Annotated in this window: 20 protein-coding genes, 2 tRNA genes and 1 other RNA gene; 13 read left to right on the forward strand and 10 right to left on the reverse strand. The window is 54.3% G+C overall.

Annotated features, from left to right (window positions below):
• A complete protein-coding gene (gene narL, locus LLF79_RS04330) occupies nucleotides 1-651 on the reverse strand; it encodes a two-component system response regulator NarL (protein ID WP_008499531.1) in 651 nt (216 codons plus the stop codon).
• Nucleotides 644-2,440: a nitrate/nitrite two-component system sensor histidine kinase NarX gene (gene narX / locus LLF79_RS04335; protein WP_023344355.1), complete on the reverse strand. Its 1,797-nt coding sequence runs from the start codon at nucleotides 2,438-2,440 to the stop codon at nucleotides 644-646. Before narX ends, narL begins: the two co-directional genes overlap by 8 nt.
• Before the next feature lie 314 nt (nucleotides 2,441-2,754).
• Here narX and LLF79_RS04340 point away from each other — a divergent pair, with 314 nt between their 5' ends.
• The 5 genes from LLF79_RS04340 to narI all read left to right on the forward strand — a co-directional run bounded on the left by LLF79_RS04340 (nucleotide 2,755) and on the right by narI (nucleotide 11,191).
• Nucleotides 2,755-4,152 carry a NarK family nitrate/nitrite MFS transporter gene (locus tag LLF79_RS04340; RefSeq protein WP_021240343.1) on the forward strand — a complete coding sequence of 466 codons (1,398 nt, stop codon included), beginning with the start codon at nucleotides 2,755-2,757 and terminating at the stop codon, nucleotides 4,150-4,152.
• Between the two features lie 379 nt (nucleotides 4,153-4,531).
• Complete coding sequence (locus LLF79_RS04345) at nucleotides 4,532-8,275, forward strand: nitrate reductase subunit alpha (protein WP_063452809.1); 3,744 nt, start codon at nucleotides 4,532-4,534, stop codon at nucleotides 8,273-8,275.
• Nucleotides 8,272-9,807 carry a nitrate reductase subunit beta gene (gene narH / locus LLF79_RS04350; RefSeq protein WP_021240341.1) on the forward strand — a complete coding sequence of 512 codons (1,536 nt, stop codon included), beginning with the start codon at nucleotides 8,272-8,274 and terminating at the stop codon, nucleotides 9,805-9,807. Before LLF79_RS04345 ends, narH begins: the two co-directional genes overlap by 4 nt.
• Complete coding sequence (narJ, locus tag LLF79_RS04355; protein ID WP_008503001.1) at nucleotides 9,804-10,514, forward strand: nitrate reductase molybdenum cofactor assembly chaperone; 711 nt, start codon at nucleotides 9,804-9,806, stop codon at nucleotides 10,512-10,514. The genes narH and narJ overlap by 4 nt, the downstream gene beginning before the upstream one ends.
• Complete coding sequence (narI, locus tag LLF79_RS04360) at nucleotides 10,514-11,191, forward strand: respiratory nitrate reductase subunit gamma (protein WP_021240339.1); 678 nt, start codon at nucleotides 10,514-10,516, stop codon at nucleotides 11,189-11,191. The genes narJ and narI overlap by 1 nt, the downstream gene beginning before the upstream one ends.
• Here the strand turns inward: narI and LLF79_RS04365 are convergent.
• On the reverse strand, nucleotides 11,188-12,084 hold the full coding sequence (locus LLF79_RS04365; protein WP_150147294.1) for a DMT family transporter: 897 nt from the start codon (nucleotides 12,082-12,084) through the stop codon (nucleotides 11,188-11,190). The genes narI and LLF79_RS04365 overlap by 4 nt on opposite strands.
• Before the next feature lie 107 nt (nucleotides 12,085-12,191).
• Here LLF79_RS04365 and LLF79_RS04370 point away from each other — a divergent pair, with 107 nt between their 5' ends.
• Nucleotides 12,192-12,635 carry an Lrp/AsnC family transcriptional regulator gene (locus tag LLF79_RS04370; RefSeq protein ID WP_021240337.1) on the forward strand — a complete coding sequence of 148 codons (444 nt, stop codon included), beginning with the start codon at nucleotides 12,192-12,194 and terminating at the stop codon, nucleotides 12,633-12,635.
• A gap of 77 nt (nucleotides 12,636-12,712) precedes the next feature.
• On the opposite strand, the gene LLF79_RS04375 is transcribed toward LLF79_RS04370, so the two are convergent.
• The 5 genes from LLF79_RS04375 to LLF79_RS04395 all read right to left on the reverse strand — a co-directional run bounded on the left by LLF79_RS04375 (nucleotide 12,713) and on the right by LLF79_RS04395 (nucleotide 14,599).
• A non-coding RNA gene (locus LLF79_RS04375) (RtT sRNA) lies at nucleotides 12,713-12,843 on the reverse strand.
• Between the two features lie 45 nt (nucleotides 12,844-12,888).
• Nucleotides 12,889-12,973 (reverse strand) — tRNA-Tyr (locus tag LLF79_RS04380).
• Between the two features lie 35 nt (nucleotides 12,974-13,008).
• A tRNA-Tyr gene (locus LLF79_RS04385) sits at nucleotides 13,009-13,093 on the reverse strand.
• 158 nt (nucleotides 13,094-13,251) lie between these two features.
• Complete coding sequence (purU, locus tag LLF79_RS04390) at nucleotides 13,252-14,094, reverse strand: formyltetrahydrofolate deformylase (RefSeq protein ID WP_021240336.1); 843 nt, start codon at nucleotides 14,092-14,094, stop codon at nucleotides 13,252-13,254.
• Nucleotides 14,095-14,140: 46 nt separating this feature from the next.
• Nucleotides 14,141-14,599: a YchJ family protein gene (locus LLF79_RS04395; protein ID WP_032623056.1), complete on the reverse strand. Its 459-nt coding sequence runs from the start codon at nucleotides 14,597-14,599 to the stop codon at nucleotides 14,141-14,143.
• A gap of 114 nt (nucleotides 14,600-14,713) precedes the next feature.
• Here LLF79_RS04395 and rssA point away from each other — a divergent pair, with 114 nt between their 5' ends.
• The 3 genes from rssA (at nucleotide 14,714) to galU (ending at nucleotide 17,830) form a co-directional block, all read left to right on the forward strand.
• Complete coding sequence (gene rssA / locus LLF79_RS04400; RefSeq protein ID WP_021240334.1) at nucleotides 14,714-15,616, forward strand: patatin-like phospholipase RssA; 903 nt, start codon at nucleotides 14,714-14,716, stop codon at nucleotides 15,614-15,616.
• Nucleotides 15,617-15,707: 91 nt separating this feature from the next.
• Nucleotides 15,708-16,721 (forward strand): two-component system response regulator RssB, encoded by a 1,014-nt coding sequence (gene rssB / locus LLF79_RS04405; protein WP_021240333.1) that lies wholly within the window; start codon nucleotides 15,708-15,710, stop codon nucleotides 16,719-16,721.
• Between the two features lie 200 nt (nucleotides 16,722-16,921).
• Nucleotides 16,922-17,830 carry a UTP--glucose-1-phosphate uridylyltransferase GalU gene (gene galU / locus LLF79_RS04410; RefSeq protein WP_008502780.1) on the forward strand — a complete coding sequence of 303 codons (909 nt, stop codon included), beginning with the start codon at nucleotides 16,922-16,924 and terminating at the stop codon, nucleotides 17,828-17,830.
• Between the two features lie 201 nt (nucleotides 17,831-18,031).
• Here the strand turns inward: galU and hns are convergent, their stop codons facing one another.
• Nucleotides 18,032-18,445 (reverse strand): histone-like nucleoid-structuring protein H-NS, encoded by a 414-nt coding sequence (hns, locus tag LLF79_RS04415; RefSeq protein WP_008502781.1) that lies wholly within the window; start codon nucleotides 18,443-18,445, stop codon nucleotides 18,032-18,034.
• A 548-nt stretch (nucleotides 18,446-18,993) separates the two neighbouring features.
• On the opposite strand from hns, the gene tdk reads away from it, so the two are divergent.
• Nucleotides 18,994-19,608, forward strand: coding sequence for a thymidine kinase (tdk, locus tag LLF79_RS04420; RefSeq protein ID WP_008502782.1), 615 nt, complete (start codon nucleotides 18,994-18,996; stop codon nucleotides 19,606-19,608).
• A 69-nt stretch (nucleotides 19,609-19,677) separates the two neighbouring features.
• On the opposite strand, the gene adhE is transcribed toward tdk, so the two are convergent.
• The gene (gene adhE / locus LLF79_RS04425; RefSeq protein ID WP_008502783.1) at nucleotides 19,678-22,356 is read right to left on the reverse strand and encodes a bifunctional acetaldehyde-CoA/alcohol dehydrogenase; all 2,679 of its coding nucleotides are present in this window, start codon (nucleotides 22,354-22,356) and stop codon (nucleotides 19,678-19,680) included.
• 478 nt (nucleotides 22,357-22,834) lie between these two features.
• On the opposite strand from adhE, the gene LLF79_RS04430 reads away from it, so the two are divergent.
• The 3 genes from LLF79_RS04430 (at nucleotide 22,835) to oppB (ending at nucleotide 26,889) form a co-directional block, all read left to right on the forward strand.
• Entirely contained in the window at nucleotides 22,835-23,482 is a 648-nt protein-coding gene (locus LLF79_RS04430; protein ID WP_021240330.1) for a YchE family NAAT transporter, read from the forward strand.
• 770 nt (nucleotides 23,483-24,252) lie between these two features.
• Nucleotides 24,253-25,884 (forward strand): oligopeptide ABC transporter substrate-binding protein OppA, encoded by a 1,632-nt coding sequence (gene oppA / locus LLF79_RS04435; protein WP_008502785.1) that lies wholly within the window; start codon nucleotides 24,253-24,255, stop codon nucleotides 25,882-25,884.
• Nucleotides 25,885-25,968: 84 nt separating this feature from the next.
• Nucleotides 25,969-26,889: an oligopeptide ABC transporter permease OppB gene (oppB, locus tag LLF79_RS04440; protein ID WP_008502786.1), complete on the forward strand. Its 921-nt coding sequence runs from the start codon at nucleotides 25,969-25,971 to the stop codon at nucleotides 26,887-26,889.
• Nucleotides 26,890-26,901 lie beyond the last annotated feature (12 nt).

The following is a 26,901-nucleotide window of genomic DNA, read 5'->3' on the forward strand; positions in this document are numbered from 1 at the left end:
TTAGAAAATGCGTTCCTGATGCACCCACACGGCGGCTTCAACGCGAGATTTTAACTTCATTTTCTTCAGCATATGCTTCACGTGCACTTTGACCGTGCTTTCGGTGATGTCCAGGCGGCGAGCGATCATTTTGTTCGGCAGGCCCTGGGCAATGAGCTTGAGAATGTCGCGCTCGCGCGGCGTGAGCTGGCTGACGTCACGGTCAGAGGTGGCGCGGTTAGCGCGCAGGCTGGCGGCCAGCACCGGCGTTAAGGCTTCGCTCAATACCATCTCGCCCGCCGCCGCCTGCTGCAGCGCCTTAAGCAGATCTTCCGGCTCCATGTCTTTCAGCAGATAGCCATCCGCCCCGCGCTTCAGCGCCGTGACCACATCCTCTTCATGGTTCGACACGCTAAAGACGACGATGCGTCCGGAAAGCGATTTTTCCCGCAGCTTGTCGAGGGTCTCCAGTCCGTTCATGCCCGGCATATTCAGATCGAGCAGGATCAGATCGGGATCGAGGGATTCGGCAAGCTCAATGCCCTGTTCGCCGTTGCTGGCTTCGCCCACCACGGTGATATCGGGCGCCATGCTGACCAGCTGTTTCACGCCAGTACGCAGCATCGGATGGTCGTCGATCAACAGGATGGATGCCGGTTCCTGATTAGTCATGGGTATCTCCTTGAGCAGTTGTAAGCGGTTTCTCGGGAATAAAGGTGACGACAACTTCCGTGCCGCCCGTCTCTCTCCGGCGAACCTGGCAATCACCGCGCAGGCTTTGGGCGCGGTCTCGCATAATGATTAAACCATAGTGGTTAGTGCGTTCGGCATTTTCCGGCACGCCGCGGCCGTTATCGTGAACCGTCAGTTTCACCTGATTGTCGTGCTGGCTGACGGTGACCGTGACCGCCGTTGCTTCAGCGTGTTTAAGCACGTTGCTCAGCGCTTCGCGGGCGATCTGCAGTAAATGTATGGCCTGATGGGAGGGGACAAAGCGCGGCGGCAGCTGGTAATCCAGCTTCACCGGGAACCCCAGCCGGGCGCTAAATTCGTGACAGCTGGATTCCAGCGCCGGGCGCAGGCCCGGCTCGGTCAGCTGCAGACGGAAGGTGGTCAGCAGCTCGCGCAGCTGCACCCAGGAGGTGTTCAGCTCGTTGCGGATCTGGCTGAGCAGCTGCTTGTTGCTGTCGGGCATCTCCGCATCCTGCATCTGCAGGCAGCTCACCTGCATTTTCATACAGGAAAGCGACTGGGCGATGGAGTCGTGCAGCTCGCGGGCGATGGTCGCGCGCTCTTCCATGACGATCAGCTGCTGCTGTTTTTCCTGATGCCTGTCGAGCGCCAGCGTGGCCGTCAGCTGTTCAACCAGCGTATCCACCAGCTGCTGCTGGTCGTGGCTCAGGTGGCGTCCGGTTGGCAGGGTGGCCAGCAGAATGCCGTACTGAGTGTGGCTGTCCGTCAGGCGCCACTTCAGGGTCGTGCCGCCGGAGGTCAGCGGCGGCAGGCCGCGAGGGCAAAGATGGCAGCCTTTGTCATCGCAGGACATATCGGACTGACAGGTAAATTCCTGGTGGTTCTCTTCGTCTTCCACATCGTAGACCCGCAGCTCCAGATCGCGCAGCAGGGTCAGCGTTTGCAGGCCATTCAGCACCGGAGAGAGGCGCTCGCATAGCGGCACCTGCATGTGCAAGCGACGGTTGGCCTGCCAGAGGAAAGAGAGGATCTCGTTTTTCTGCTCCAGCCCGGCCGTTTTTTCCTGTACGCGCTGCTCCAGCACCGCGTAGCTCTCGGAGAGCTCGGCCGACATGGTATTGAGTGCCTGGCCGAGCATGGCCATCTCGTTGCGCCCGCTAATGTGCGTGCGCTGGGTAAAATCGCGTGCGGTGACCGCGCGGGCCATCGCCAGCAGCTGTTTCCAGGGATTCAGCAGACGCGCGCGGAGCCAGACGATGGTGAAGATCAGCAGCAGCCCCATAAACAGCGCCATGGCCCGGTGCACCATCACCACCCGGTCGATGCGTAATTCGGTCGTCTGGTCGAACGCGGAGACCAGCGCGTCAATGCGGGAGACAAACCCCGCCACGTCCTGGGCAACGGCTTCTGTACTGCGCGCCTGTTTCAGGCCTGGCTGCAGCTGGGTGTGCCAGTACCCCTGAAGGGCTTTCAACTGGGATTGCTGACCGGCACGGATGGCGGCATTTTCCAGCTCGGGGCTGAATGCCGTGCGCTCCATTTCATCGATTAAAGGCCGATCGTCCTGCGTCAGCGGAACCGCCGCCAGCAGACGGTAACTCTGCATGCGTAGCGAGCCTGCCTCGTTGATGGCATGCGCATTACCCTGTACCCCTTGTACCAGCCAGCCGGAGATCGCCATGCCGGTCACGCCGATGGCGGTGGACAGCAAAACAATCAGGGCGAGCTGATTCACGAGCGTTAGTGGAGATAAGCATCTTTTTAACATAGAGTGGGCGTGCTCCTGACGTGGCCTGCTTGCAGGAATGGCGCTATTCTGGTGCATACCCTGGAGTATACCCATACCAATAAAGGATTACCCCTAAATTGCCAACGGAGTAGGGGGGAAGGGAAGAGGTGGGCGCTGCAGGGAACCGTCAGTACCGTGAAAAACCACGTCTTTTTTACCGAATTAGCCTACTCACTAAGGGTGAGGCCTTATTTTACGCCGCAAATCCTCCCACTTTTCCTTTGATTTATATCAACTTACCGCCGCCCTAAAACCCTAATGTTTGCAGCATCATTCGAGAATCAGAGGTGTCTATGAGTCACTCATCCGCTCCCGAAAGGGAAAATGGTGCCGTTATTACTGACTGGCGTCCAGAGGATCCGGCGTTCTGGCAACAGCGCGGCCATCGTGTAGCAAGCCGGAATCTGTGGATTTCCGTGCCGTGCTTGTTGTTAGCGTTTTGCGTCTGGATGTTGTTTAGCGCGGTGGCGGTAAACCTGCCCAAAGTCGGGTTTACGTTCACAACCGATCAGCTGTTTATGCTGACCGCGCTGCCGTCGCTGTCAGGCGCTCTGCTGCGCGTCCCTTACGCGTTTATGGTGCCGGTCTTCGGCGGCCGTCGCTGGACGGCGTTCAGTACGGGCATCATGATCGTCCCTTGCGTGTGGCTCGGCTTCGCGGTGCAGGATACCTCAACGCCGTTCAGCGTGTTCGTGATTATCTCCCTGCTGTGCGGCTTTGCCGGGGCGAACTTCGCCTCCAGCATGGCGAACATCAGCTTCTTCTTCCCGAAAGCGAAGCAGGGCGGCGCGCTGGGTATTAACGGCGGTCTGGGCAATATGGGCGTGAGCGTGATGCAGCTGATCGCTCCCCTGGCGATCTCGGTCTCCATTTTTGCAGCCTTTGGCGGCGGTGGCGTTGAGCAGGCGGATGGTTCTTCCCTCTATCTGCAAAACGCAGCCTGGATCTGGGTGCCGTTCCTCGTGGTCTTCACCCTTGCAGCCTGGTTCTTTATGAATGACCTGTCCGCGTCGAAGGCGTCGCTGAGCGAACAGCTGCCGGTGCTGAAGCGTGGACACCTCTGGGTGATGGCGCTGCTGTATCTGGCGACCTTCGGTTCGTTTATCGGCTTCTCGGCGGGCTTCGCGATGCTGTCGAAAACGCAGTTCCCGGACGTGCAGATCCTGCAATTCGCCTTCTTCGGCCCGTTTATTGGCGCCCTGGCGCGTTCGCTTGGCGGCATGGTATCCGACCGTCTGGGCGGGACCCGCGTGACGCTGGTTAACTTCGTCGTGATGGCAGTCTTCTGTGCGCTGCTGTTCCTGACGCTGCCTGCTGACGGACAGGGCGGGAGCTTCATCGCCTTCTTCGGCGTGTTTATGGTGCTGTTCCTGACGGCCGGGCTGGGGAGTGCGTCTACCTTCCAGATGATCTCCGTGATCTTCCGCAAGCTGACGATGGACCGCGTGAAGGCGCAGGGCGGAAGCGAAGAGCAGGCGATGCGTGAAGCGGCAACGGATACGGCTGCAGCACTGGGCTTTATCTCTGCGATTGGCGCAATTGGCGGCTTCTTTATTCCGAAAGCGTTCGGCATCTCACTGGATCTGACCGGCTCTCCGGCGGGTGCAATGAAGGTCTTCCTCATCTTCTATATCGCCTGCGTTGTGATTACGTGGCTGGTATATGGCCGTAATACCAAAAAAAATAAGTAAGTGTGATTATCCGTTTACGCGGCCTTCGGGCCGCGTTTTTTTTGGGCCAAAATAGTTACAACATACTGAAAGCCCTGCTAAGGAAATCCGCAGGCAACACTGTGATCGCCATCGCTTTCCAGGGCGCTCTACCCCTTAATACCTGAGATGTTAAATTTTGCCTGGTCTTTTGTAGGATGAAATTGAAATAATCTTATATTTCATATAGATATGAAATTTATAAAGATACCGCTTTGGTGGTATTTGGTGTAATCCCTCGCCTGAAAGTCCCTCGTCGTCTTGATCGTTATCAATTCTCCCTCTCTTTCAGGGCGTTACCTTCGCTGCAAATCAGCAATGTCGATTTAGAGAGCCACAGGCTCCATACAGGAGATACCCGATGAGCAAGTTTTTGGACCGGTTTCGCTACTTCAAGCAGAAGGGCGAAACGTTTGCCGATGGGCACGGCCAGGTTCTGGATACCAACCGGGACTGGGAAGACGGTTACCGCCAGCGCTGGCAGCATGACAAAGTCGTCCGTTCTACCCACGGCGTAAACTGCACTGGCTCATGTAGCTGGAAGATTTTCGTTAAAAACGGTCTGGTGACCTGGGAAATGCAGCAGACCGACTATCCGCGTACCCGTCCGGATATGCCGAACCATGAACCGCGCGGCTGCCCGCGCGGCGCCAGCTACTCCTGGTATCTCTACAGCGCCAACCGTCTCAAATACCCGCTGATGCGTAAACGCCTGATGAAAATGTGGCGTGAAGCGAAAGTGCAGCACAGCGATCCGGTTGATGCGTGGGCATCCATCATCGAGGACGCCGACAAAGCGAAAAGCTTCAAGCAGGCGCGCGGTCGCGGTGGTTTCGTTCGCTCTTCCTGGAAAGAGGTGAACGAGCTGATTGCGGCCTCCAACGTCTACACCGTGAAAACCTACGGTCCTGACCGCGTGGCAGGCTTCTCGCCAATCCCGGCGATGTCGATGGTCTCTTACGCTTCCGGCGCGCGCTATCTCTCCTTAATCGGCGGTACCTGCCTGAGCTTCTACGACTGGTACTGCGACCTGCCGCCGGCGTCTCCACAGACCTGGGGCGAACAGACCGACGTGCCGGAGTCCGCCGACTGGTACAACTCCAGCTACATCATCGCCTGGGGCTCAAACGTGCCGCAGACCCGTACGCCGGACGCGCACTTCTTTACCGAAGTCCGTTACAAAGGCACCAAAACCGTGGCGGTCACCCCGGACTACGCCGAAATCGCCAAGCTGTGCGACCTGTGGCTGGCACCGAAACAGGGTACCGATGCCGCGATGGCGATGGCGATGGGCCACGTCATGCTGCGCGAGTTCCACCTGGATAAACCAAGCCAGTACTTCACCGACTACGTCCGTCGCTACACCGACATGCCGATGCTGGTGATGCTCGAAGAGCGTGACGGCTACTACGCAGCAGGCCGTACGCTGCGCGCCGCCGATCTGGTGGACGCGCTGGGCCAGGAAAATAACCCAGAGTGGAAAACCGTTGCCTATAACAGCAACGGCGAGCTGGTGGCGCCAAACGGCTCTATCGGCTTCCGCTGGGGCGAGAAGGGCAAGTGGAACCTTGAGCAGCGTAACGGCACGACCGGTGAAGAGACGGAACTGCGTCTGAGCATGCTGGGTAGCCAGGACGAGATCGCTGAGGTGGGCTTCCCGTACTTTGGCGGCGAAGGTTCCGAGCACTTCAACAAGGTTGAGCTGAAAAACGTGCTGATGCACAAGCTGCCGGTGAAACGCCTGCAGCTGGCCGACGGGACTACCGCGCTGGTCACCACCGTCTATGACCTGACCATGGCGAACTACGGCCTGGAACGCGGTCTGGGTGATGAAAACTGCGCAACCGGCTATGACGACGTGAAGGCTTATACCCCGGCATGGGCGGAGCAGATCACCGGCGTTCCACGCGCGCAGATCGTGCGTATCGCCCGAGAGTTTGCGGAAAACGCCGACAAGACTCACGGTCGTTCCATGATCATCGTGGGTGCCGGTCTGAACCACTGGTACCACCTCGATATGAACTATCGCGGCCTGATCAACATGCTGATCTTCTGCGGCTGCGTCGGGCAGAGCGGCGGCGGCTGGGCGCACTACGTGGGCCAGGAAAAACTGCGTCCGCAGACCGGCTGGCAGCCGCTGGCGTTTGCCCTTGACTGGCAGCGTCCGGCACGCCACATGAACAGCACCTCCTACTTCTATAACCACTCCAGCCAGTGGCGCTACGAGACGGTCACCGCGCAGGAGCTGCTGTCGCCGATGGCGGATAAATCCCGCTACAGCGGCCATCTGATTGACTTCAACGTGCGCGCCGAGCGCATGGGCTGGCTGCCGTCGGCGCCGCAGCTGGGCACGAACCCGCTGCGCATTGCGGAAGCGGCGAAGAAAGCGGGCATGTCACCGGTGGATTACACCGTGCAATCCCTGAAGGATGGCTCAATCCGCTTTGCGGCAGAACAGCCGGAAAACGGTAAAAACCACCCGCGTAACCTGTTCATCTGGCGCTCCAACCTGCTGGGCTCGTCCGGTAAAGGCCACGAGTACATGCTGAAGTACCTGCTCGGTACCGAAAACGGTATCCAGGGGAAAGATCTCGGCAAGCAGGGCGGCGTGAAGCCGGAAGAGGTGGAGTGGAAAGACAACGGTCTCGACGGCAAGCTGGATCTGGTGGTGACCCTCGACTTCCGTCTGTCCAGCACCTGCCTGTACTCCGACATCGTGCTGCCTACCGCCACCTGGTACGAAAAAGACGACATGAATACCTCGGATATGCATCCGTTTATTCATCCGCTGTCTGCGGCCGTTGACCCGGCGTGGGAATCAAAAAGCGACTGGGAAATCTACAAAGACATCGCGAAGACCTTCTCCGAAGTCTGCGTGGGGCACCTCGGCAAAGAGACCGACGTGGTAACGCTGCCTATCCAGCACGACTCTGCCGCCGAACTGGCGCAGCCGCTGGACGTGAAGGACTGGAAAAAAGGCGAATGCGATCTGATCCCGGGCGTGACCGCACCGCACATCATTCCGGTTGAACGTGACTACCCGGCAACCTACGAGCGCTTTACCTCTATCGGCCCGCTGATGGAGAAGATCGGTAACGGCGGGAAAGGGATCGCCTGGAACACCCAGAGCGAAATGGACCTGCTGCGCAAGCTCAACTACACCAAAGCGGACGGCCCGGCGAAAGGCCAGCCCATGCTGAACACGGCGATTGATGCGGCAGAGATGATCCTGACCCTGGCACCGGAAACCAACGGTCACGTCGCGGTGAAGGCCTGGGCGGCGCTGAGCGCGTTCACCGGTCGCGACCATACGCACCTGGCGACGAATAAAGAGGAAGAGAAAATCCGCTTCCGCGATATTCAGGCCCAGCCGCGCAAGATTATCTCCAGCCCGACCTGGTCAGGTCTGGAAGACGAGCATGTGTCCTATAACGCGGGCTACACCAACGTTCACGAGCTGATCCCATGGCGCACCCTGTCCGGCCGCCAGTCGCTGTATCAGGACCACCAGTGGATGCGCGACTTCGGTGAAAGCCTGCTGGTGTACCGTCCGCCTATCGACACCCGCTCCGTGAAAGCGGTGATGGGCGCGAAATCGAACGGTAACCCGGAGAAGGCGCTGAACTTCCTGACGCCGCACCAGAAGTGGGGTATCCACTCCACCTACAGCGACAACCTGCTGATGCTGACCCTGTCGCGCGGCGGTCCGATTGTCTGGATGAGCGAAACGGACGCCAAAGATCTGGGTATTGAAGATAACGACTGGATCGAAGTGTTCAACAGCAACGGTGCCCTGACGGCGCGTGCGGTGGTGAGCCAGCGCGTACCGGCCGGGATGACCATGATGTACCACGCGCAGGAACGTATCGTGAACCTGCCGGGGTCAGAGATCACCGAGCAGCGCGGCGGGATCCACAACTCCGTGACCCGCATTACGCCGAAGCCGACCCACATGATCGGTGGCTATGCGCAGCTGGCCTACGGCTTTAACTACTACGGCACCGTAGGATCGAACCGCGATGAGTTCGTGGTGGTACGTAAGATGAAGAATATTAACTGGTTAGACGGCGAAGGTAATGACCAGGTACAGGAGAGCGTAAAATGAAAATTCGTTCACAAGTCGGCATGGTGCTGAATCTGGATAAATGCATCGGCTGCCATACCTGCTCGGTCACCTGTAAAAACGTCTGGACCAGTCGCGAAGGTATGGAATACGCCTGGTTCAACAACGTGGAAAGCAAGCCGGGCACCGGCTTCCCGACCGACTGGGAAAACCAGGAGAAGTGGAAGGGCGGCTGGATCCGCAAAATCAACGGCAAGCTGCAGCCGCGCATGGGTAACCGCGCTTGGCTTCTGGGAAAAATCTTTGCTAACCCGCACCTGCCGGGCATCGAGGATTACTACGAGCCGTTTGACTACGACTACCAGAATCTGCACAACGCGCCGGAAGGTAAACACCAGCCGATCGCCCGTCCCCGCTCGCTGATCACCGGTCAGCGCATGGACAAAATTACCAGCGGTCCAAACTGGGAGGAGATTCTGGGCGGCGAGTTCGAAAAACGCGCCAAAGACCAGAACTTCGAGAACATGCAGAAGGCGATGTACGGCCAGTTCGAAAACACCTTCATGATGTATCTGCCGCGCCTGTGCGAGCACTGCCTTAACCCGGCGTGCGTGGCGACCTGCCCGAGCGGCGCCATCTACAAGCGTGAAGAAGACGGCATCGTGCTGATCGACCAGGACAAGTGCCGCGGCTGGCGCATGTGCATCACCGGCTGCCCGTACAAAAAGATCTACTTCAACTGGAAGAGCGGTAAGTCCGAGAAGTGCATCTTCTGCTACCCGCGTATCGAAGCCGGTATGCCGACCGTCTGCTCCGAGAGCTGCGTAGGCCGTATTCGCTACCTCGGCGTGCTGCTGTACGACGCGGACGCGATTGAAAACGCCGCGAGCACCGAGAACGAGAAGGATCTGTATCAGCGTCAGCTGGACGTGTTCCTCGACCCGAACGATCCGAAAGTGATTGAGCAGGCGCTGAAGGACGGCATTCCGCAGAGCGTAATCGACGCCGCGCAGCAGTCTCCGGTGTACAAAATGGCGATGGACTGGAAGCTGGCCCTGCCGCTGCATCCGGAATACCGCACGCTGCCGATGGTCTGGTACGTGCCGCCGCTGTCGCCGATTCAGTCTGCCGCTGACGCGGGTGAGCTGGGCAGCAACGGCATTCTGCCGGACGTGGAGAGCCTGCGTATTCCGGTTCAGTACCTGGCCAACCTGCTGACCGCAGGGGATACCCAGCCCGTACTGCTGGCGCTGAAGCGTATGCTGGCGATGCGCCACTTCAAGCGTGCCGAAACCGTGGACGGCGTAACCGACACCCGCGCGCTGGAAGAGGTCGGTCTGACCGAAGCGCAGGCGCAGGAAATGTACCGCTATCTGGCGATTGCCAACTACGAAGACCGTTTCGTGGTGCCGAGCAGCCACCGTGAGCTGGCCCGCGAGGCCTTCCCGGAGAAAAACGGCTGTGGCTTTACCTTTGGCGACGGCTGCCACGGGTCAGACAGCAAATTCAATCTGTTCAACAGCCGCCGCATCGACGCCATGGATGTGACCAGTAAAACGGAGCCGCACTCATGATTGAACTCGTCATTGTTTCGCGTCTGCTCGAGTACCCGGATGCTGCGCTGGCGCAGCACCAGCAGGAACTTTTTGATGCGCTTGCGGCATCTGAAAACCTGGATAAAGAAGATGCCCAGAAGCTGGGCGTTTTCCTCCGTGACCTGCTGGCGCGCGATCTTCTTGATGCGCAGGCGGACTACAGTCAGCTGTTTGACCGGGGGCGTGCGACCTCGCTGCTGCTGTTCGAACACGTTCACGGTGAATCCCGCGACCGCGGTCAGGCGATGGTTGACCTGATGGCACAGTACGAGCAGCACGGCCTGCAGCTCGACAGCCGCGAGCTGCCGGATCACCTGCCGCTCTATCTGGAATATCTGGCGCAGCTGCCAAAAGAAGAGGCGCTGGGCGGTCTGCAGGACATCGCGCCGATCCTGGCGCTGCTCGGCGCGCGTCTTCAGCAGCGTGAGAGCCGCTACGCGGTGCTGTTCGATCTGCTGGTGAAGCTCGCCAACGCCTCTGTCGACAGTGAAAAAGTGGCGGAGAAAATCGCCGATGAGGCCCGTGACGATACGCCACAGGCGCTGGATGCGGTCTGGGAAGAAGAGCAGGTCAAATTCTTTGCTGACCAGAACTGCGGCGAGTCTGAAATCGCTGCTCACCAGCGCCGTTTTGCCGGCGCGGTTGCCCCGCAATATTTGAATATCTCTAACGGAGGACGGCACTAATGCACTTCCTGAATATGTTCTTCTTTGACATTTACCCGTATATCGCGGGCACCGTGTTCCTGGTGGGAAGCTGGCTGCGTTACGATTATGGCCAGTACACCTGGCGTGCCGCCTCCAGCCAGATGCTGGACCGCAAGGGGATGCACGTCGCGTCTAACCTGTTCCACATCGGGATTCTGGGCATTTTTGCCGGTCACTTCCTCGGGATGCTGACGCCGCACTGGATGTATGAAGCGTGGCTGCCGATTGAGGTGAAGCAGAAGATGGCGATGATCGCGGGCGGTGCCTGCGGCGTGATGACCCTTGTTGGCGGCCTGCTGCTGCTCAAGCGTCGTCTGTTCAGCCCGCGCGTGCGTGCCACCACAACCGCAGCGGATATCCTGATCCTCTCCCTGCTGATGGTACAGTGCGCGCTGGGTCTGCTGACCATTCCGTTCTCGGCGCAGCATATGGACGGAAGCGAAATGATGAAGCTGGTCGGCTGGGCGCAGTCCGTGGTGACCTTCCACGGCGGAGCATCTGAGCACCTGGACGGCGTGGCGTTTATCTTCCGCGTTCACCTGGTGCTGGGGATGACGCTGTTTGTGCTGTTCCCGTTCTCCCGCCTGGTCCACATCTGGAGCGCGCCGGTGGAGTACCTGACGCGCAAATACCAGATTGTACGCGCCCGTCGCTAATTCGCCGTTTTGATACTAACCCCGCACTCGCGGGGTTTTTTTTCACCCCAGCCCAGGTTGTTGCCTGCGGCAGCAAACAGGATCAGCGCGCCGCCCGCCAGCTGCGTCAGGTTAAGCGCGTGTCCGAACACCAGATTATCGACAACAATTGCCACCACCGGATAGATAAACGACAGGGAGCCGGTGATGGGCGTAGGCAGCTTCTGAATTGCGCTGTAGAGCAGCTGGTACATAATGCCGGTATGGACAATGCCGAGCGTCAGCAGCATCGGCCAGGGGAAATCACCGGAAAATGACGGCAGTCTGGCAAACGGCAAAAGCATCACGACGCCGGTCAGCACCTGGATAAAGGCAATATGCTGCGGTGCGATTGTTTTCAGTTTGCGCGCAATGATTGCCGTCAGCGCGTAGAAGAAGGCCGCGGCCATGGCCAAACCTATTCCGGTGAGCCATTCGCTGCTATGCTCGCCGGTCAGCTCGCTGGAGAGCAGGATCACCACGCCGCCAAAGGCGAGGAATAGCCAGCCCCATTTCACCAGGCTGACGCGTTCGCCCAGAAACATCCCCATCAAGACCAGCATAAAAGGCTGGGTGTTATAGACCACGGTTGAAAGACCAATTGAGATACGCTCATAGGCCGCGAAGAGCAGCAGCCAGTTCACCACGAGCGCCACGCCGCCAAGAATAGCCAGCAGCAGCGTGGTGCGGGTGAGGGGGCTGAAGGGCTTTTGACTTGCCCGGATAAAAATAAAAAGCGCCATAGCCCCGATAAGACAGCGCCAGAACACCACTTCCGTCACCGGCAGACCGGAGATCAAAACAAACGCGCCGATAGAGCCGGAAATTAACATCGCCAGGCTCATTTGCCACACGCCTTTATGGAAATCACGCATCATCCACCTCCTGATTAATGACGCTATTGTCGAAAATCGCTGTCGGGTTTTACAGGGGTGAGATAAGGTTGAAAAGGTAAATGACTTTTTAAAATTAGGTGAAAAGAATGGAATGCCTTATCGATGATATCGACCGACAAATTTTAGCCTGCCTGGTTGAGGATGCGCGCATGTCGTTGAAGGTGCTCAGCGGCCGCATCGGTCTGACGTCCCCCAGTACGGCAGAGCGCCTGAAGCGGCTGGAAGAGCGCGGTGTGATTCAGGGGTATGGTGCACGGGTGAATCTGGCGGCGCTGGGGTATACGCTGCAGGCGCTGGTACGCGTACGGCCGTTGCCAGGGCTGTTGCATAAGGTGGATAAGTATATTCAGGCGATGCCGGAGTGTATTGAGAGCGACAAAGTCACCGGGGAGGACTGCTTCGTCATCAGGCTGGTGGTGCGGTCAATCGAACAGCTTGATGCGCTGCTGGACGGCCTGGCGGAACATGCCCAGTGTAATACGTCGATTGTGAAGAGTTCGCCGGTCAGGCGTCGTTTGCCTCCGATGTAGGTTTCTGTCGCCGGGTGGCGGCTGCGCCTTACCCGGCCTACAAGGGCGGACTCGGTTTTTTTATGTTGGGGAAGTGATGGTGGTGGGGGAAGGATGACCCGGCGCGTTGCGCCACGCCCTTCGGGTCGTTGCCTTCGGCAACGCTTTCTCGCTGCGCTCGAATCGAACCTTAGTCGAAGCTTCTCTTCCTTCCCCGTTACGGAAATGCATGATGCCCGGTGCGAACAGAAGATTTGGAGTTATTTGAAAGTGATGGTGGTGGGGGAAGGATTCGAACCTTCGAAGTCGATGACGGCAGATTTACAGTCTGCTCCCTTTGGCCGCTCGGGAACCCCACCAGGGGTAATTCAAATTTTGAGGTCGTGCTGAGAGATGGTGGTGGGGGAAGGATTCGAACCTTCGAAGTCGATGACGGCAGATTTACAGTCTGCTCCCTTTGGCCGCTCGGGAACCCCACCACGAGGTGATGCTTTTTTACTGGCCTGCTTCCTGCTGGAAGCGGGGCGCATCATATCAAATGAGACGCCCCTGTAAAGCTTTCCTTTAGGGAAATGAAGTTGTTTGCCTGCTTTTTATCCGTAAAGGCGCAAAGCTAATCAATTCATTTTCCGAAAGATTAAAGAATGATGGTTCTGTTGCCGTAAACGAAGACACGCTGGGCCAGTACCTGATACAGCGCGCGGCTTAACACATTCTTCTCAACGTCACGCCCTGCACGCATCATGTCCTCAGCGGTGTAAGTGTGATCCACATGAATCACGTCCTGCATGATGATGGGACCTTCGTCCAGATTGTCATTCACGTAGTGGGCTGTCGCGCCGATGATCTTCACGCCGCGCTCGTACGCCTGGTGGTATGGACGCGCACCAATAAAGGCCGGCAGGAACGAGTGGTGGATGTTGATGATCTTGTTCGGGAAACGCGCCACGAAAGACGGCGTTAACACGCGCATGTATTTCGCCAGCACCACGTAGTCCGGGTTATGCGCTTCAATGGCCTGCGCCATCAGGTCGTCGTGTTCTTCACGCGTATGGCCTTCATGGCTAACCAGCTCGAACGGAATATCAAAGCGCTCGACCAGCGAGCGCAACGTCTCGTGATTGCCAATAACAGCCGCAATTTCGACATCCAGACCGCCGTAGTTGGCTTTCATCAGCAGGTCGCCCAGACAATGTGCTTCTTTGGTCACCAGGATCACAATGCGGCGTCGGCCCGCAGGGGTCAGCTCGCGCACGGAGCCTTCCGGAAGCGCGCTGTCCAGATCGGCCAGCAGGGTGGTGTCGTTGAAAATACCTTCCAGTTCGGTACGCATGAAGAAGCGGCCGGTACGGTGGTCAACGAACTCGTTGTTCTGCACGATATTCAGTTCATGTTTGTAGCAAATGTTGGTAATTCGTGCGATCAGCCCTTTTTGATCGGGACAGATGGTGCGCAGAACTTTACGTTGTAATGATTGCATCGCCGGGAAATCCTGTTTGTATTTGCGAAGTCTGGATTGTCAGGCATTACTGCCCGCAACACTTTTTAAATTTTTTACCTGAACCACACGGGCAGGGATCGTTACGACCAAACTGTGGACGCGTTCCGTCAATATAATACCATTGCCCGCGTTCCTTTAAGAACCGGGAACGCTCGATAATGGCGCCAGGCTTAGCGTTCTCGGTAAAACGGGCAACAAAGCTGACGTAACCTTCATCTTCATGACTGCCTGGAGAGGATTCATAGACGGTGAGGCCGAGCCACTGCGTGTTCGCAAACCCGGCTTCGATGTCCTGTTTGAAATCGGCTGCGTGGCAGGATGGATGCCAGGTTTTAATCAGGTAGTCTGCGTCTTTGATCACAAAAGCAGTGTACCGTGAACGCATAAGGTGTGACGGGTCTGGTGCAACCTGATCGCCAGAAAGATATCGCTGGCAACATAGGCTATACTCCAGAGCGCTACCACAAGGGCAGAGTTGAGACACGATTCTCTTCCTGGAACAAAAAATAAAGGCGTAAAACGCTTCGGGTAGCACTATGTTAACTGAGGCGTTGCGTTGATGCCATGTCAGGAATCCAGGGGACGTAAAACAGGGCTAATGAGAAAGGTTAAAATTGGGCTGGCGCTGGGTTCAGGTGCCGCCCGGGGATGGTCACACATCGGCGTGATTAATGCCTTAAATCAGATGGGCATTACTGTCGATATTGTTGCAGGGTGCTCAATCGGATCGCTTGTCGGCTCCGCTTACGCGTGCGGAAAGCTACCGGAGCTCGAGACGTGGGTGCGCTCCTTCAGCTACTGGGACGTGCTGCGTCTGATGGACCTCTCCTGGCAGCGTGGTGGACTGCTGCGCGGCGAACGCGTCTTTAACCAGTTCCGCCAGGTTATGCCCCTCGAAGACTTCACTGATTGTCAGATGCCTTTCGGCGCCGTCGCGACGAACCTCAGTACAGGTCGCGAACTCTGGCTAACCGAAGGGGATATCCATCTTGCCGTGCGTGCCTCCTGCAGTATGCCGGGACTCATGGCGCCTGTCCCACACAACGGTTACTGGCTTGTCGATGGTGGCGTCGTTAACCCGGTTCCCATCTCTCTGACGCGTGCAATGGGCGCTGACATCGTGATTGCCGTCGACCTGCAGCACGACGCCCACCTGATGCAACAGGATCTCATGCCGGTCAACCTCCAGAGCGAAGATGCTGAGGGCGAGAAACTGGCCTGGCACGAGCGCCTGCGCGGAAGAATCGGGCGTATGACCGCACGTCGTTCGGTTGCTGCGCCGACGGCGATAGAAATCATGACCACGTCAATTCAGGTACTCGAGAATCGCCTTAAACGTAACCGTATGGCAGGCGATCCTCCGGATATTCTTATTCAGCCGTACTGTCCGCAAATCTCTACTCTTGATTTCCATCGGGCTGAGGCCGCCATCGCAGCGGGCTCGTTAGCCGTCGAAAAGAAAATGGACGAATTGTTGCCTTTTGTGCAAACCGCACGTTAAGCACCTTTTTTTGACTACTTCAGCAAAATCTGACAGGCGATAGTGCCGATCGCATGCCACTATTTAGTTACTGTCAGCCAGGGGAGGAACCATGACGCAGCCATTGGCCGGAAAACACATTTTGATTGTTGAAGACGAGCCCGTTTTCCGATCGCTACTGGATTCGTGGTTATCCTCGCTGGGCGCAATGACGTCACTGGCTGAAGATGGCATCGACGCCCTGGAAAAAATGATCAGCATTACGCCCGATTTGATGATTTGCGACATTGCGATGCCGCGCATGAATGGACTGAAGCTGGTTGAGCATCTGCGTAACGAAGGCAATCAGACGCCGATTCTGGTGATCTCTGCCACCGAAAACATGGCGGATATCGCAAAAGCATTACGTCTTGGGGTACAGGATATTCTGCTTAAACCGGTTAAAGATTTGAACCGGCTGCGAGAAACGGTCTTAGCGTGCCTTTATCCGAATATGTTTAATTCCCGGGTAGAGGAAGAGGAACGTCTTTTCCAGGACTGGGACGCTCTGGTGAGTAATCCGCCTGCTGCGGCGAAACTGTTGCAAGAACTCCAGCCACCCGTCCAGCAAACTATTTCCCACTGTCGCGTAAATTATCGGCAGCTGGTGGCCGCTGACCAGCCTGGACTGGTGCTGGATATTGCGCCACTGTCAGATTCCGACCTTGCGTTTTATTCCCTGGATGTCACCCGGGCGGGGGATAACGGTGTATTAGCGGCGTTGCTTCTTCGTGCGCTATTTAATGGTTTGTTGCAGGAACAGTTATCCCATCAGGGACAACGGTTGCCGGAGTTAGGCAGTTTACTCAAACAGGTAAACCAGCTTTTTCGTCAGGCCAATTTGCCTGGACAGTTTCCGCTATTGGTCGGCTATTACCACAGCGGTTTAAAAAATCTGATCCTCGTTTCAGCCGGTCTCAATGCATCACTGAATACCGGTGAACACCATATTCAGGTGAGTAACGGTGTACCGCTTGGGACGTTGGGAACGGCGTATCTTAATCAAATTAGCCACCGCTGTTCCTCCTGGCAGTGCCAAATTTGGGGCGCCGGGGGGCGGCTACGCTTAATGTTGTCCACGGAATAAGCAATTGGATCGTCATTTTAAGATTGCTTTACCTGTGTTTTGCGGGGAGTGCTACTATCGCTGCCCGGTTTCATGCGTATTTATCCTAATTGATCGGCAACGCGTTCTTTTCAGACCCGGACTGCGGGGCGAGGCTGATATACTCAACGCGTTATTTATTGCATAAAAGTTCAAAACTTGAACAGCTCAGGAGAATTTGAATGGCTGCCCTAAATTCGAAAGTCAGAAAGGCCGTTATCCCGGTAGCGGGATTGGGGACCAGGATGTTACCAGCAACCAAGGCGATTCCTAAAGAGATGCTGCCTCTGGTTGATAAGCCATTAATCCAGTATGTCGTTAATGAATGTATCGCAGCCGGCATCACTGAAATTGTGTTGGTTACGCATTCATCTAAAAACTCTATCGAAAACCATTTCGATACAAGCTTTGAACTTGAAGCCATGCTGGAAAAGCGCGTTAAGCGTCAGCTGTTAGAAGAAGTTCAGTCTATTTGCCCTCCACACGTCACCATTATGCAGGTTCGTCAGGGGCTGGCGAAAGGTCTGGGCCACGCTGTTATGTGCGCACACCCGGTCGTGGGTGATGAGCCTGTAGCGGTAATTCTGCCTGACGTTATTCTGGACGAATACGAATCCGATCTTTCTCAGGATAACCTGGCTGAAATGATCAAGCGTTTCGACGAAACCGGCAGCAGCCAGATTATGGTTGAGCCTGTTGAAGACGTAACGGCATACGGTGTGGTTGACTGCAAAGGCGTTAACCTTGAGCCGGGTGAGAGTGTGCCAATGGTTGGCGTCGTAGAGAAGCCTAAAGCCGACGTAGCGCCTTCAAACCTTGCTGTTGTAGGTCGCTATGTCCTCAGTGCTGAAATCTGGCCTCTGCTGGCTAAAACGCCTCCAGGAGCGGGTGATGAGATCCAGCTGACGGATGCCATCGATATGCTGATCGAGAAAGAGACCGTTGAGGCCTACCATATGAAAGGTAAGAGCCATGACTGCGGTAATAAGCTCGGTTATATGCAGGCGTTTGTTGAATATGGTATCCGCCACAATACCCTCGGCGAAGAATTTAAAACCTGGCTCAAAGAGAGCGTAGGTATTAAGAAATAAGCCACCGCTGCAAATGTTCAAACCGGTGAGGCGTTGCCCACCGGTTTTTTTATGCCCGTAACAATCCCGAAAACCTGTCTTAAAGTACAGTCGATGAAATTGCTAAATAATGCTTTATGACAGAATGTAAGAGGATGTTTGCGACAAATTTAGGTTAAAAAAAATCCCGCAATAAGCGGGATTTTTCTGAATAAGGCTCGATTAATCCTTGATCAGGAAGTCGTCCAGCTGTTTACCTTGCTCATCCATCGCTTTCTTGATAACAGCAGGAGTACGACCCTGGCCAGTCCAGGTTTTAGTTTCGCCGTTCTCATCAACGTAGCTATATTTAGCAGGACGGGCAGCACGCTTTGCTTTAGTACCGGTTTTAGCGGCAGCCATGCTGTTCAGCAATTCATTTGGATCGATACCATCAGCAATCAGCATTTCACGATATTGCTGCAGTTTACGAGTACGTTCTTCGATTTCAGCCGCAGCAGCGCTTTCTTCTTCGCGACGTTCATTAACTACAACTTCTAATTTTTCCAGCATTTCTTCAAGCGTTTCGAGGGTGCATTCTCTTGCCTGCGCACGAAGAGTACGGATGTTGTTCAGAATTTTAAGTGCTTCGCTCATTGTAGTAATCTCAAACTTATAATGGGGGGGGTTTGTTGACCTAATAATAGAGCCATAAATTCAGTTGTGCAATAGCCAGGAATGTAAGGAATTCAAAAAATACTAAATATTGCCGCTATTATTAATTACGCTAACTTAAATTCCGCCACCCAGCAGTCTCGGTTGTTATCATCTGAGCATGCTAAAACAGGCCGCCTGCATCTTTTTTTTGTGACATTTCCCGCAGGAATTATAGTTGCGGCGGAGAAATATCAGCCTTTTGTATTAGTTCTCACCCCTGGTGCTAAGCCTGAAATAGTTAATAAATAGTGAATCTTAAAGAACACGGATTCCACTATAAAAAGAAGTGTTATGTTTGGTTGAACTTATAACTTCGTCGCCTGGCTGAATGCGTTTACTTCATGTTTTAACGGGTTATTTTGTTAAACAGACGGTACTGAACGCCGTACTGAACTGCATCCTCTGTGCGCTGCATCGCTGATGACCAGACAAAATATGGTACAATGACTCATCGGGAATATTACACATTGATTAGGGTTTTACGGCCAATGGCACAACTTTATTTCTACTATTCGGCAATGAATGCCGGGAAATCCACCGCGCTGCTGCAATCCTCGTACAATTACCAGGAACGAGGGATGCGTACCGTTGTTTATACGGCGGAAATTGACGATCGCTTTGGCGCGGGGAAGGTGAGCTCCAGAATAGGGCTCTCGTCGCCTGCAAGGCTGTTTAACCCGAAAACCGATCTGTTTGAAGACATTCGTGCAGAACATGCTGCGCAGCCCATTCATTGTGTCCTGGTCGATGAGAGCCAGTTTCTGACGCGTGAACAGGTCCATGCCCTGTCAGAGGTAGTCGATGAGCTTGATATCCCCGTGCTGTGTTATGGCCTGCGCACGGATTTCCGCGGCGAGCTTTTTGAAGGGAGCCAGTATTTGCTCGCCTGGTCGGATAAACTTGTCGAACTGAAAACGATCTGCTTCTGCGGTCGTAAAGCCAGTATGGTACTTCGTCTTGACCAGGCCGGAAAACCTTATGCAGATGGCGAGCAGGTGGTGATAGGCGGCAATGAACGCTATGTTTCGGTCTGCCGTAAGCACTATAAAGAAGCGCTGTCTGTAGGCTCGCTGACGGCGATTCAGCACGACAACAGAAAATAACGTCTGGCTTATTATGCACACATAAAAAAAACCCGCCATAAAGGCGGGTTTTTCATCTGCTGATGTCAATTAAGCGCTTTTCTTCGCTTTCTTGTCAGCTTTGATGACAGAGGCTTCTGTTTTCACAGCGGCAACGTCACCTTCTTTGAACTCACGACCGTAGTAGGTATCCAGCAGAATCTGTTTCAGCTCGGAGATCAGTGGGTAGCGCGGGTTAGCACCAGTACACTGGTCATCGAATGCATCTTCAGACAGCTTATCTACGTGAGCAAGGAAGTCAGCTTCCTGTACGCCCGCTTCACGGATTGACTTAGGAATACCCAGTTCAGCTTTCAGGCTTTCCAGCCATGCCAGCAGTTTCTCAATCTTGGCAGCAGTACGGTCGCCCGGTGCGCTCAGACCAAGGTGGTCAGCGATTTCAGCATAGCGACGACGTGCTTGTGGGCGGTCGTACTGGCTGAAAGCAGTCTGCTTGGTTGGGTTGTCGTTAGCGTTATAACGGATAACGTTGCTGATCAGCAGGGCGTTCGCCAGACCGTGAGGAATGTGGAACTGTGAGCCCAGTTTGTGCGCCATTGAGTGGCAAACACCCAGGAAGGCGTTGGCAAACGCGATACCGGCGATGGTTGCGGCACTGTGGACACGTTCACGTGCTACAGGGTTTTTAGACCCTTCGTTGTAGGACGCTGGCAGGTTTTCTTTCAGCAGTTTCAGAGCCTGCAGAGCCTGACCGTCAGAGAACTCAGATGCCAGTACAGAAACGTAGGCTTCCAGGGCGTGAGTTACCGCATCCAGACCACCGAACGCACACAGAGACTTCGGCATCTCCATGACCAGGTTCGCATCAACGATAGCCATGTCTGGCGTCAGCGCATAGTCAGCCAGTGGGTATTTCTGACCGGTTGCATCGTCTGTTACTACCGCGAATGGCGTGACTTCTGAACCGGTACCGGAAGTGGTGGTGACCGCGATCATTTTCGCTTTTACGCCCATTTTCGGGAACTTGTAGATACGTTTACGGATATCCATAAAGCGCAGCGCCAGTTCTTCGAAGTGAGTTTCTGGATGCTCGTACATCACCCACATGATTTTCGCGGCGTCCATTGGGGAACCACCACCCAGTGCGATAATCACATCAGGTTTAAAGGAGTTAGCCAGTTCAGCACCTTTACGTACCACGCTCAGGGTTGGGTCAGCTTCAACTTCGAAGAACACTTCAGTTTCGACGCCAGCCGCTTTCAGCACAGAGGTGATCTGGTCAGCGTAGCCGTTGTTGAACAGGAAACGGTCAGTCACGATGAGCGCACGTTTGTGGCCATCAGTAATCACTTCATCCAGCGCGATTGGCAGAGAGCCACGGCGGAAGTAGATAGATTTCGGAAGTTTGTGCCACAACATGTTTTCAGCTCGCTTAGCAACGGTTTTCTTGTTGATCAGGTGTTTTGGACCAACGTTTTCAGAGATGGAGTTACCACCCCAGGAACCACAACCCAGAGTCAGGGAAGGTGCGAGTTTAAAGTTGTACAGGTCACCGATACCACCCTGAGAAGCAGGGGTGTTGATCAGGATACGTGCGGTTTTCATCATCTGACCGAAGTGAGCAACACGCTCTGGCTGGTTATCCTGGTCAGTGTACAGACAAGAGGTGTGACCGATACCGCCCATGGCAACCAGCTTCTCCGCTTTCTCTACCGCCTCTTCGAAATCTTTCGCACGGTACATGGCAAGCGTAGGAGACAGTTTTTCGTGTGCGAACGGCTCGCTTTCGTCAACAACTTTCACTTCACCGATCAGGATTTTGGTGGTTGCCGGAACGGTAAAGCCTGCGAGTTCAGCAATTTTGTAGGCTGGCTGACCCACGATAGCGGCGTTCAGCGCGCCATTTTTCAGGATGATGTCCTGAACCGCTTTCAGCTCTTTGCCTTGCAGCAGGTAGCCGCCGTGGCTGGCGAAACGTTCGCGAACCGCGTCATATACGGAATCCACAACTACAACAGACTGTTCAGATGCACAGATTACACCGTTATCGAAGGTTTTAGACATCAGTACAGACGCGACAGCACGTTTGATGTCAGCAGTTTCGTCGATAACAACAGGGGTGTTACCCGCGCCCACACCGATAGCCGGTTTACCGGAGCTGTATGCAGCTTTAACCATGCCTGGACCACCGGTCGCCAGAATCAGGTTAATGTCCGGGTGATGCATCAGCGCGTTGGACAGCTCAACAGAAGGTTGGTCGATCCAGCCAATCAGGTCTTTTGGTGCACCCGCAGCGATAGCGGCCTGCAGGACGATATCTGCAGCTTTGTTGGTCGCGTCTTTCGCACGTGGGTGTGGAGAGAAGATGATTGCGTTACGGGTCTTCAGGCTAATCAGTGATTTGAAGATAGCGGTAGACGTTGGGTTAGTGGTCGGAACGATACCGCAGATAATGCCGATAGGTTCAGCGATGGTGATAGTACCGAAGGTGTCGTCTTCAGACAGCACGCCACAGGTTTTCTCATCTTTATAGGCGTTGTAGATATACTCTGAAGCAAAGTGGTTTTTGATCACTTTATCTTCAACGATACCCATGCCGGATTCGGCAACGGCCATTTTAGCGAGAGGGATGCGAGCATCTGCAGCAGCCAGTGCGGCCGCGCGGAAGATTTTATCAACCTGTTCTTGGGTGAAATTGGCATATTCACGCTGGGCTTTTTTCACGCGCTCGACGAGGGCGTTCAGTTCAGCGATATTAGTAACAGCCATAATGCTCTCCTGATAATGTTTAAACTCTTTTAGTAAACCAGCGCTCGATACGTCACACAGTATAGACAGAGCCGATAGCACTTGCGTAACACAAAATAAAACAAAGAGTTACTTTGTACACCAGCACACTAATTTACTAAAAGAGCCTTACCTTAGCATCATCCCTTTTTGGCAGGTGGCCTCCCTGGGGGTGTAACCAAGATTACTCACTTCTGAGTACGGAAATCATGATCTGCGTCAATTTTCCCCTAAGCTGATACCTTTCAGCAGGGTTATTTCGTGCTGATTTTTCCAGTGTTAAATAATTACGTAAGTATTGGAAGCGGCACTATCATTGATTATACAAATGTTTAACATCCTGAAATGATAACGTTTTGGTACAGATTTCAAGTGAAGTATGCTGATAAAAAGGGTATCTTCAGCGCGATTTCTCATGACAAATTGTCAGTCCAGGGCATATGTATAAGCGGAGCAAAACGTGATCCAAACGCTCTTTGATTTTCCAACGTATTTTAAATTTTTTATTGGTTTGTTTGCCCTGGTCAACCCGGTGGGGATCATTCCTGTCTTCATTAGTATGACGAGTTACCAGACAGCGGCGGCCAGGAATAAGACCAACCTCACCGCTAACCTGTCGGTGGCGATCATATTGCTCACCTCTCTTTTTCTGGGTGACGCCATTCTCCAGCTTTTCGGGATTTCGATAGATTCTTTCCGCATTGCAGGTGGGATCCTGGTCGTGACCATCGCCATGTCCATGATCAGCGGTAAGCTGGGCGAGGATAAGCAGAATAAACAAGAGAAGTCAGAAACCGCCATCCGCGAAAGCATTGGCGTGGTGCCGCTGGCCTTACCGCTGATGGCCGGTCCTGGGGCCATCAGTTCAACCATTGTCTGGGGCACGCGTTATCATAGCCTGATGCACCTGATTGGCTTTTCCGTGGCTATTGCCATTTTTGCGCTCTGCTGTTGGGGCGTGTTCCGCATGGCACCCTGGCTGGTGCGCTTGCTGGGTCAGACGGGCATCAACGTCATTACGCGTATCATGGGCCTGTTGCTGATGGCGTTAGGGATCGAATTCATCGTCACGGGTATTAAAAGCATTTTCCCCGGATTATTGCATTAATACTTCATATGAAAGAACGGAGCGACGGCTCCGTTTTTTTACGTGATTATCAGCAAATCATATAACTAAAGTTGAAATGCTCACATATCATAATAAATTCTACTAATAATGTTCATTTCTTGTATTTCAATAGGTTATTAATTCCGCCTTACCCCGCCTGCGCAGAAAATCTTCGATCGCTCTGTTATTTTACTCACATGATACTCTGGGGCTTGCTGAGAGATAACCGAAATGATATTAGTAATTTCAACATTCCCCTAGATGAATGTGCTAAATAATAACCAGTTGTTAAATTTTTGTACAAAATCACGCGATGATAGCGCAGCGACGCGCTTGTAGAGAAAATTTTCTCTATCCTATTGAATATCATGTCTTTATAGTGATGTTCGATGTCCGGCAGGGCTGCCCTCAACGATACGGTACTCACCGTAAAAGAGAATTGCTTAACAAATTTGCAAAATGTATTGGCGCACGATTACGCCATTTGATACTTTCCGGCCTAATATTTTGCAGCATAAAACAATCAGATGAGAATTATTTTCATATGGTTCTCATCTCGGATATCCAGAACAGGTCTCAAACAGGGGAGGCCTGTAAAGAATCGACGCAAGACTGCCATACGAGTGGTCAGTAATAAAAAAGTCGGTGATAGCAAGCAGTAAAAGAAGAACCTGACAGCAGCAAAAAAAACTCCTGCGCTGTACAGGCCCCAACAGGGGATTACACAGCTGGCGAAGGCCAGTCATTATAATGAGTGGAGTATCAACACAATGTCCATCATCACAAAAAAAAATCTGGTAGCGGCGGGGATTTTAACTGCGCTAATCGCGGGAAACGCTGCAATGGCTGCGGACGTTCCTGCAGGTGTTCAGCTGGCGGAGAAGCAGACGCTGGTGCGTAACAACGGTGCGGAAGTTCAGTCTCTTGACCCGCACAAAATTGAAGGTGTTCCTGAGTCTAACGTTAACCGCGACCTGTTCGAAGGCCTGCTGGTCACTGACGTAGACGGCCACCCGGCACCGGGCGTGGCAGAAAAATGGGAAAACAAAGATTTCAAAGTCTGGACCTTCCATCTGCGTAAAGATGCGAAATGGTCCGACGGTACGCCGGTCACGGCTGAAGATTTCGTTTATAGCTGGCAGCGTCTGGCGAATCCAACGACCGCCTCTCCGTATGCGAGCTACCTGCAATATGGCCATATTGCCAATATTGATGACATCATCGCGGGCAAAAAACCGATCACCGATCTGGGCGTTAAAGCGATCGATGCCAATACCTTCGAAGTCACGTTGAGCGAACCTGTTCCGTACTTCTATAAGCTGCTGGTTCACCCGTCCGTCTCCCCGGTACCAAAATCCGCCGTGGAAAAATTTGGTGAAAAATGGACCCAGCCTGCCAATATCGTGACCAACGGCGCCTATAAGCTGAAAGACTGGGTGGTCAACGAGCGTATGGTGCTTGAGCGTAACCCGCAATACTGGGACAACGCTAAAACCGTGATTAATCAGGTGACCTACCTGCCAATTTCTTCCGAAGTGACTGACGTCAACCGCTACCGCAGCGGCGAAATCGACATGACCTATAACAACATGCCGATTGAACTGTTCCAGAAGCTGAAGAAAGAGATCCCGAAAGAAGTTCACGTCGACCCGTACCTGTGCACCTACTACTATGAAATCAACAACCAGAAAGCACCGTTCACCGACGTACGTGTTCGTACTGCGCTGAAGCTGGCACTGGATCGCGATATCATCGTGAACAAAGTGAAAAACCAGGGCGATCTGCCGGCATACAGCTATACCCCTCCATACACCGATGGCGCAAAACTGACCGAGCCAGACTGGTTCAAACAGACGCAGGAACAGCGTAACGCAGAAGCGAAGAAACTGCTGGCCGAAGCGGGCTATACCGCCGATAAGCCGCTGACCTTCAGCCTGTTGTACAACACGTCCGATCTGCACAAAAAACTGGCTATCGCCGTCGCCTCGATCTGGAAAAAGAACCTGGGCGCGAACGTGAAGCTGGAGAACCAGGAGTGGAAGACCTTCCTCGACAGCCGTCATCAGGGCACCTTTGACGTGGCGCGTGCCGGCTGGTGTGCGGACTATAACGAACCGACCTCCTTCCTGAACACCATGCTGAGCGACAGCTCAAACAACACCGCGCACTATAAGAGCCCGGCGTTTGACAAGCTGATTGCCGACACGCTGAAAACCACTGACGAAGCACAGCGTACTGAACTGTACTCTAAAGCTGAGCAGCAGCTGGATAAAGATTCCGCGATCGTTCCGGTTTACTACTACGTTAACGCCCGTCTGGTGAAACCGTGGGTAGGTGGGTACACCGGTAAAGACCCGATGGATAATATCTACGTTAAAAACTTGTATATTATCAAGCATTAATGGCAATGAGTGGGGCGGGCGTGCTCGCCCCACGGTGTCTAACCAACGTCACATTATATAGGCACACGCCAGAAGGTACGGGCAATGTTGAAATTTATCCTACGTCGCTGTCTTGAAGCGATTCCAACGCTATTTATTCTCATCACGATTTCCTTCTTCATGATGCGCCTTGCGCCGGGAAGTCCATTTACCGGTGAGCGTACGCTGCCGCCAGAAGTGATGGCGAATATCGAAGCGAAATACCACTTAAACGATCCTATCTCTACCCAGTACTTCAATTACCTGAAGCAGCTGGCCCACGGTGATTTTGGACCGTCATTTAAATATAAAGACTATTCCGTTAACGATCTGGTGGCGTCCAGCTTCCCGGTTTCGGCGAAATTGGGTGCTGCGGCATTCATTCTGGCGATCGTTTTCGGGGTCACCGCAGGCGTCATCGCCGCGCTCAGACAAAATACCAAATGGGATTATGCCGTAATGGGGGTGGCAATGACCGGGGTAGTCATACCCAGCTTCGTTGTCGCGCCATTACTGGTGATGATATTTGCCATTACGCTGAAGTGGCTGCCTGGCGGCGGCTGGAACGGCGGGGCATTAAAGTTCATGATTTTGCCGATGGTGGCATTATCCCTGGCGTACATCGCCAGTATCGCGCGTATCACCCGTGGTTCAATGATCGAAGTGCTGCACTCGAACTTCATTCGTACCGCGCGCGCGAAAGGGCTGCCGATGCGTCGGATTATCTTCCGCCACGCGCTCAAACCGGCGCTGTTGCCCGTGCTCTCCTACATGGGACCAGCATTCGTCGGGATCATCACCGGCTCGATGGTTATCGAAACCATTTACGGCCTGCCGGGCATTGGCCAGCTGTTTGTTAACGGCGCGCTTAACCGCGACTATTCGCTGGTACTGAGTCTGACCATTCTCGTCGGTGCGCTGACCATTCTCTTTAACGCTATCGTCGATGTGCTGTATGCCGTCATCGACCCGAAAATCCGTTACTAACTGGAGCACGCC

This window comes from Enterobacter cloacae complex sp. 2021EL-01169, from assembly GCF_020733125.1.
Lineage (GTDB): Bacteria > Pseudomonadota > Gammaproteobacteria > Enterobacterales > Enterobacteriaceae > Enterobacter > Enterobacter roggenkampii.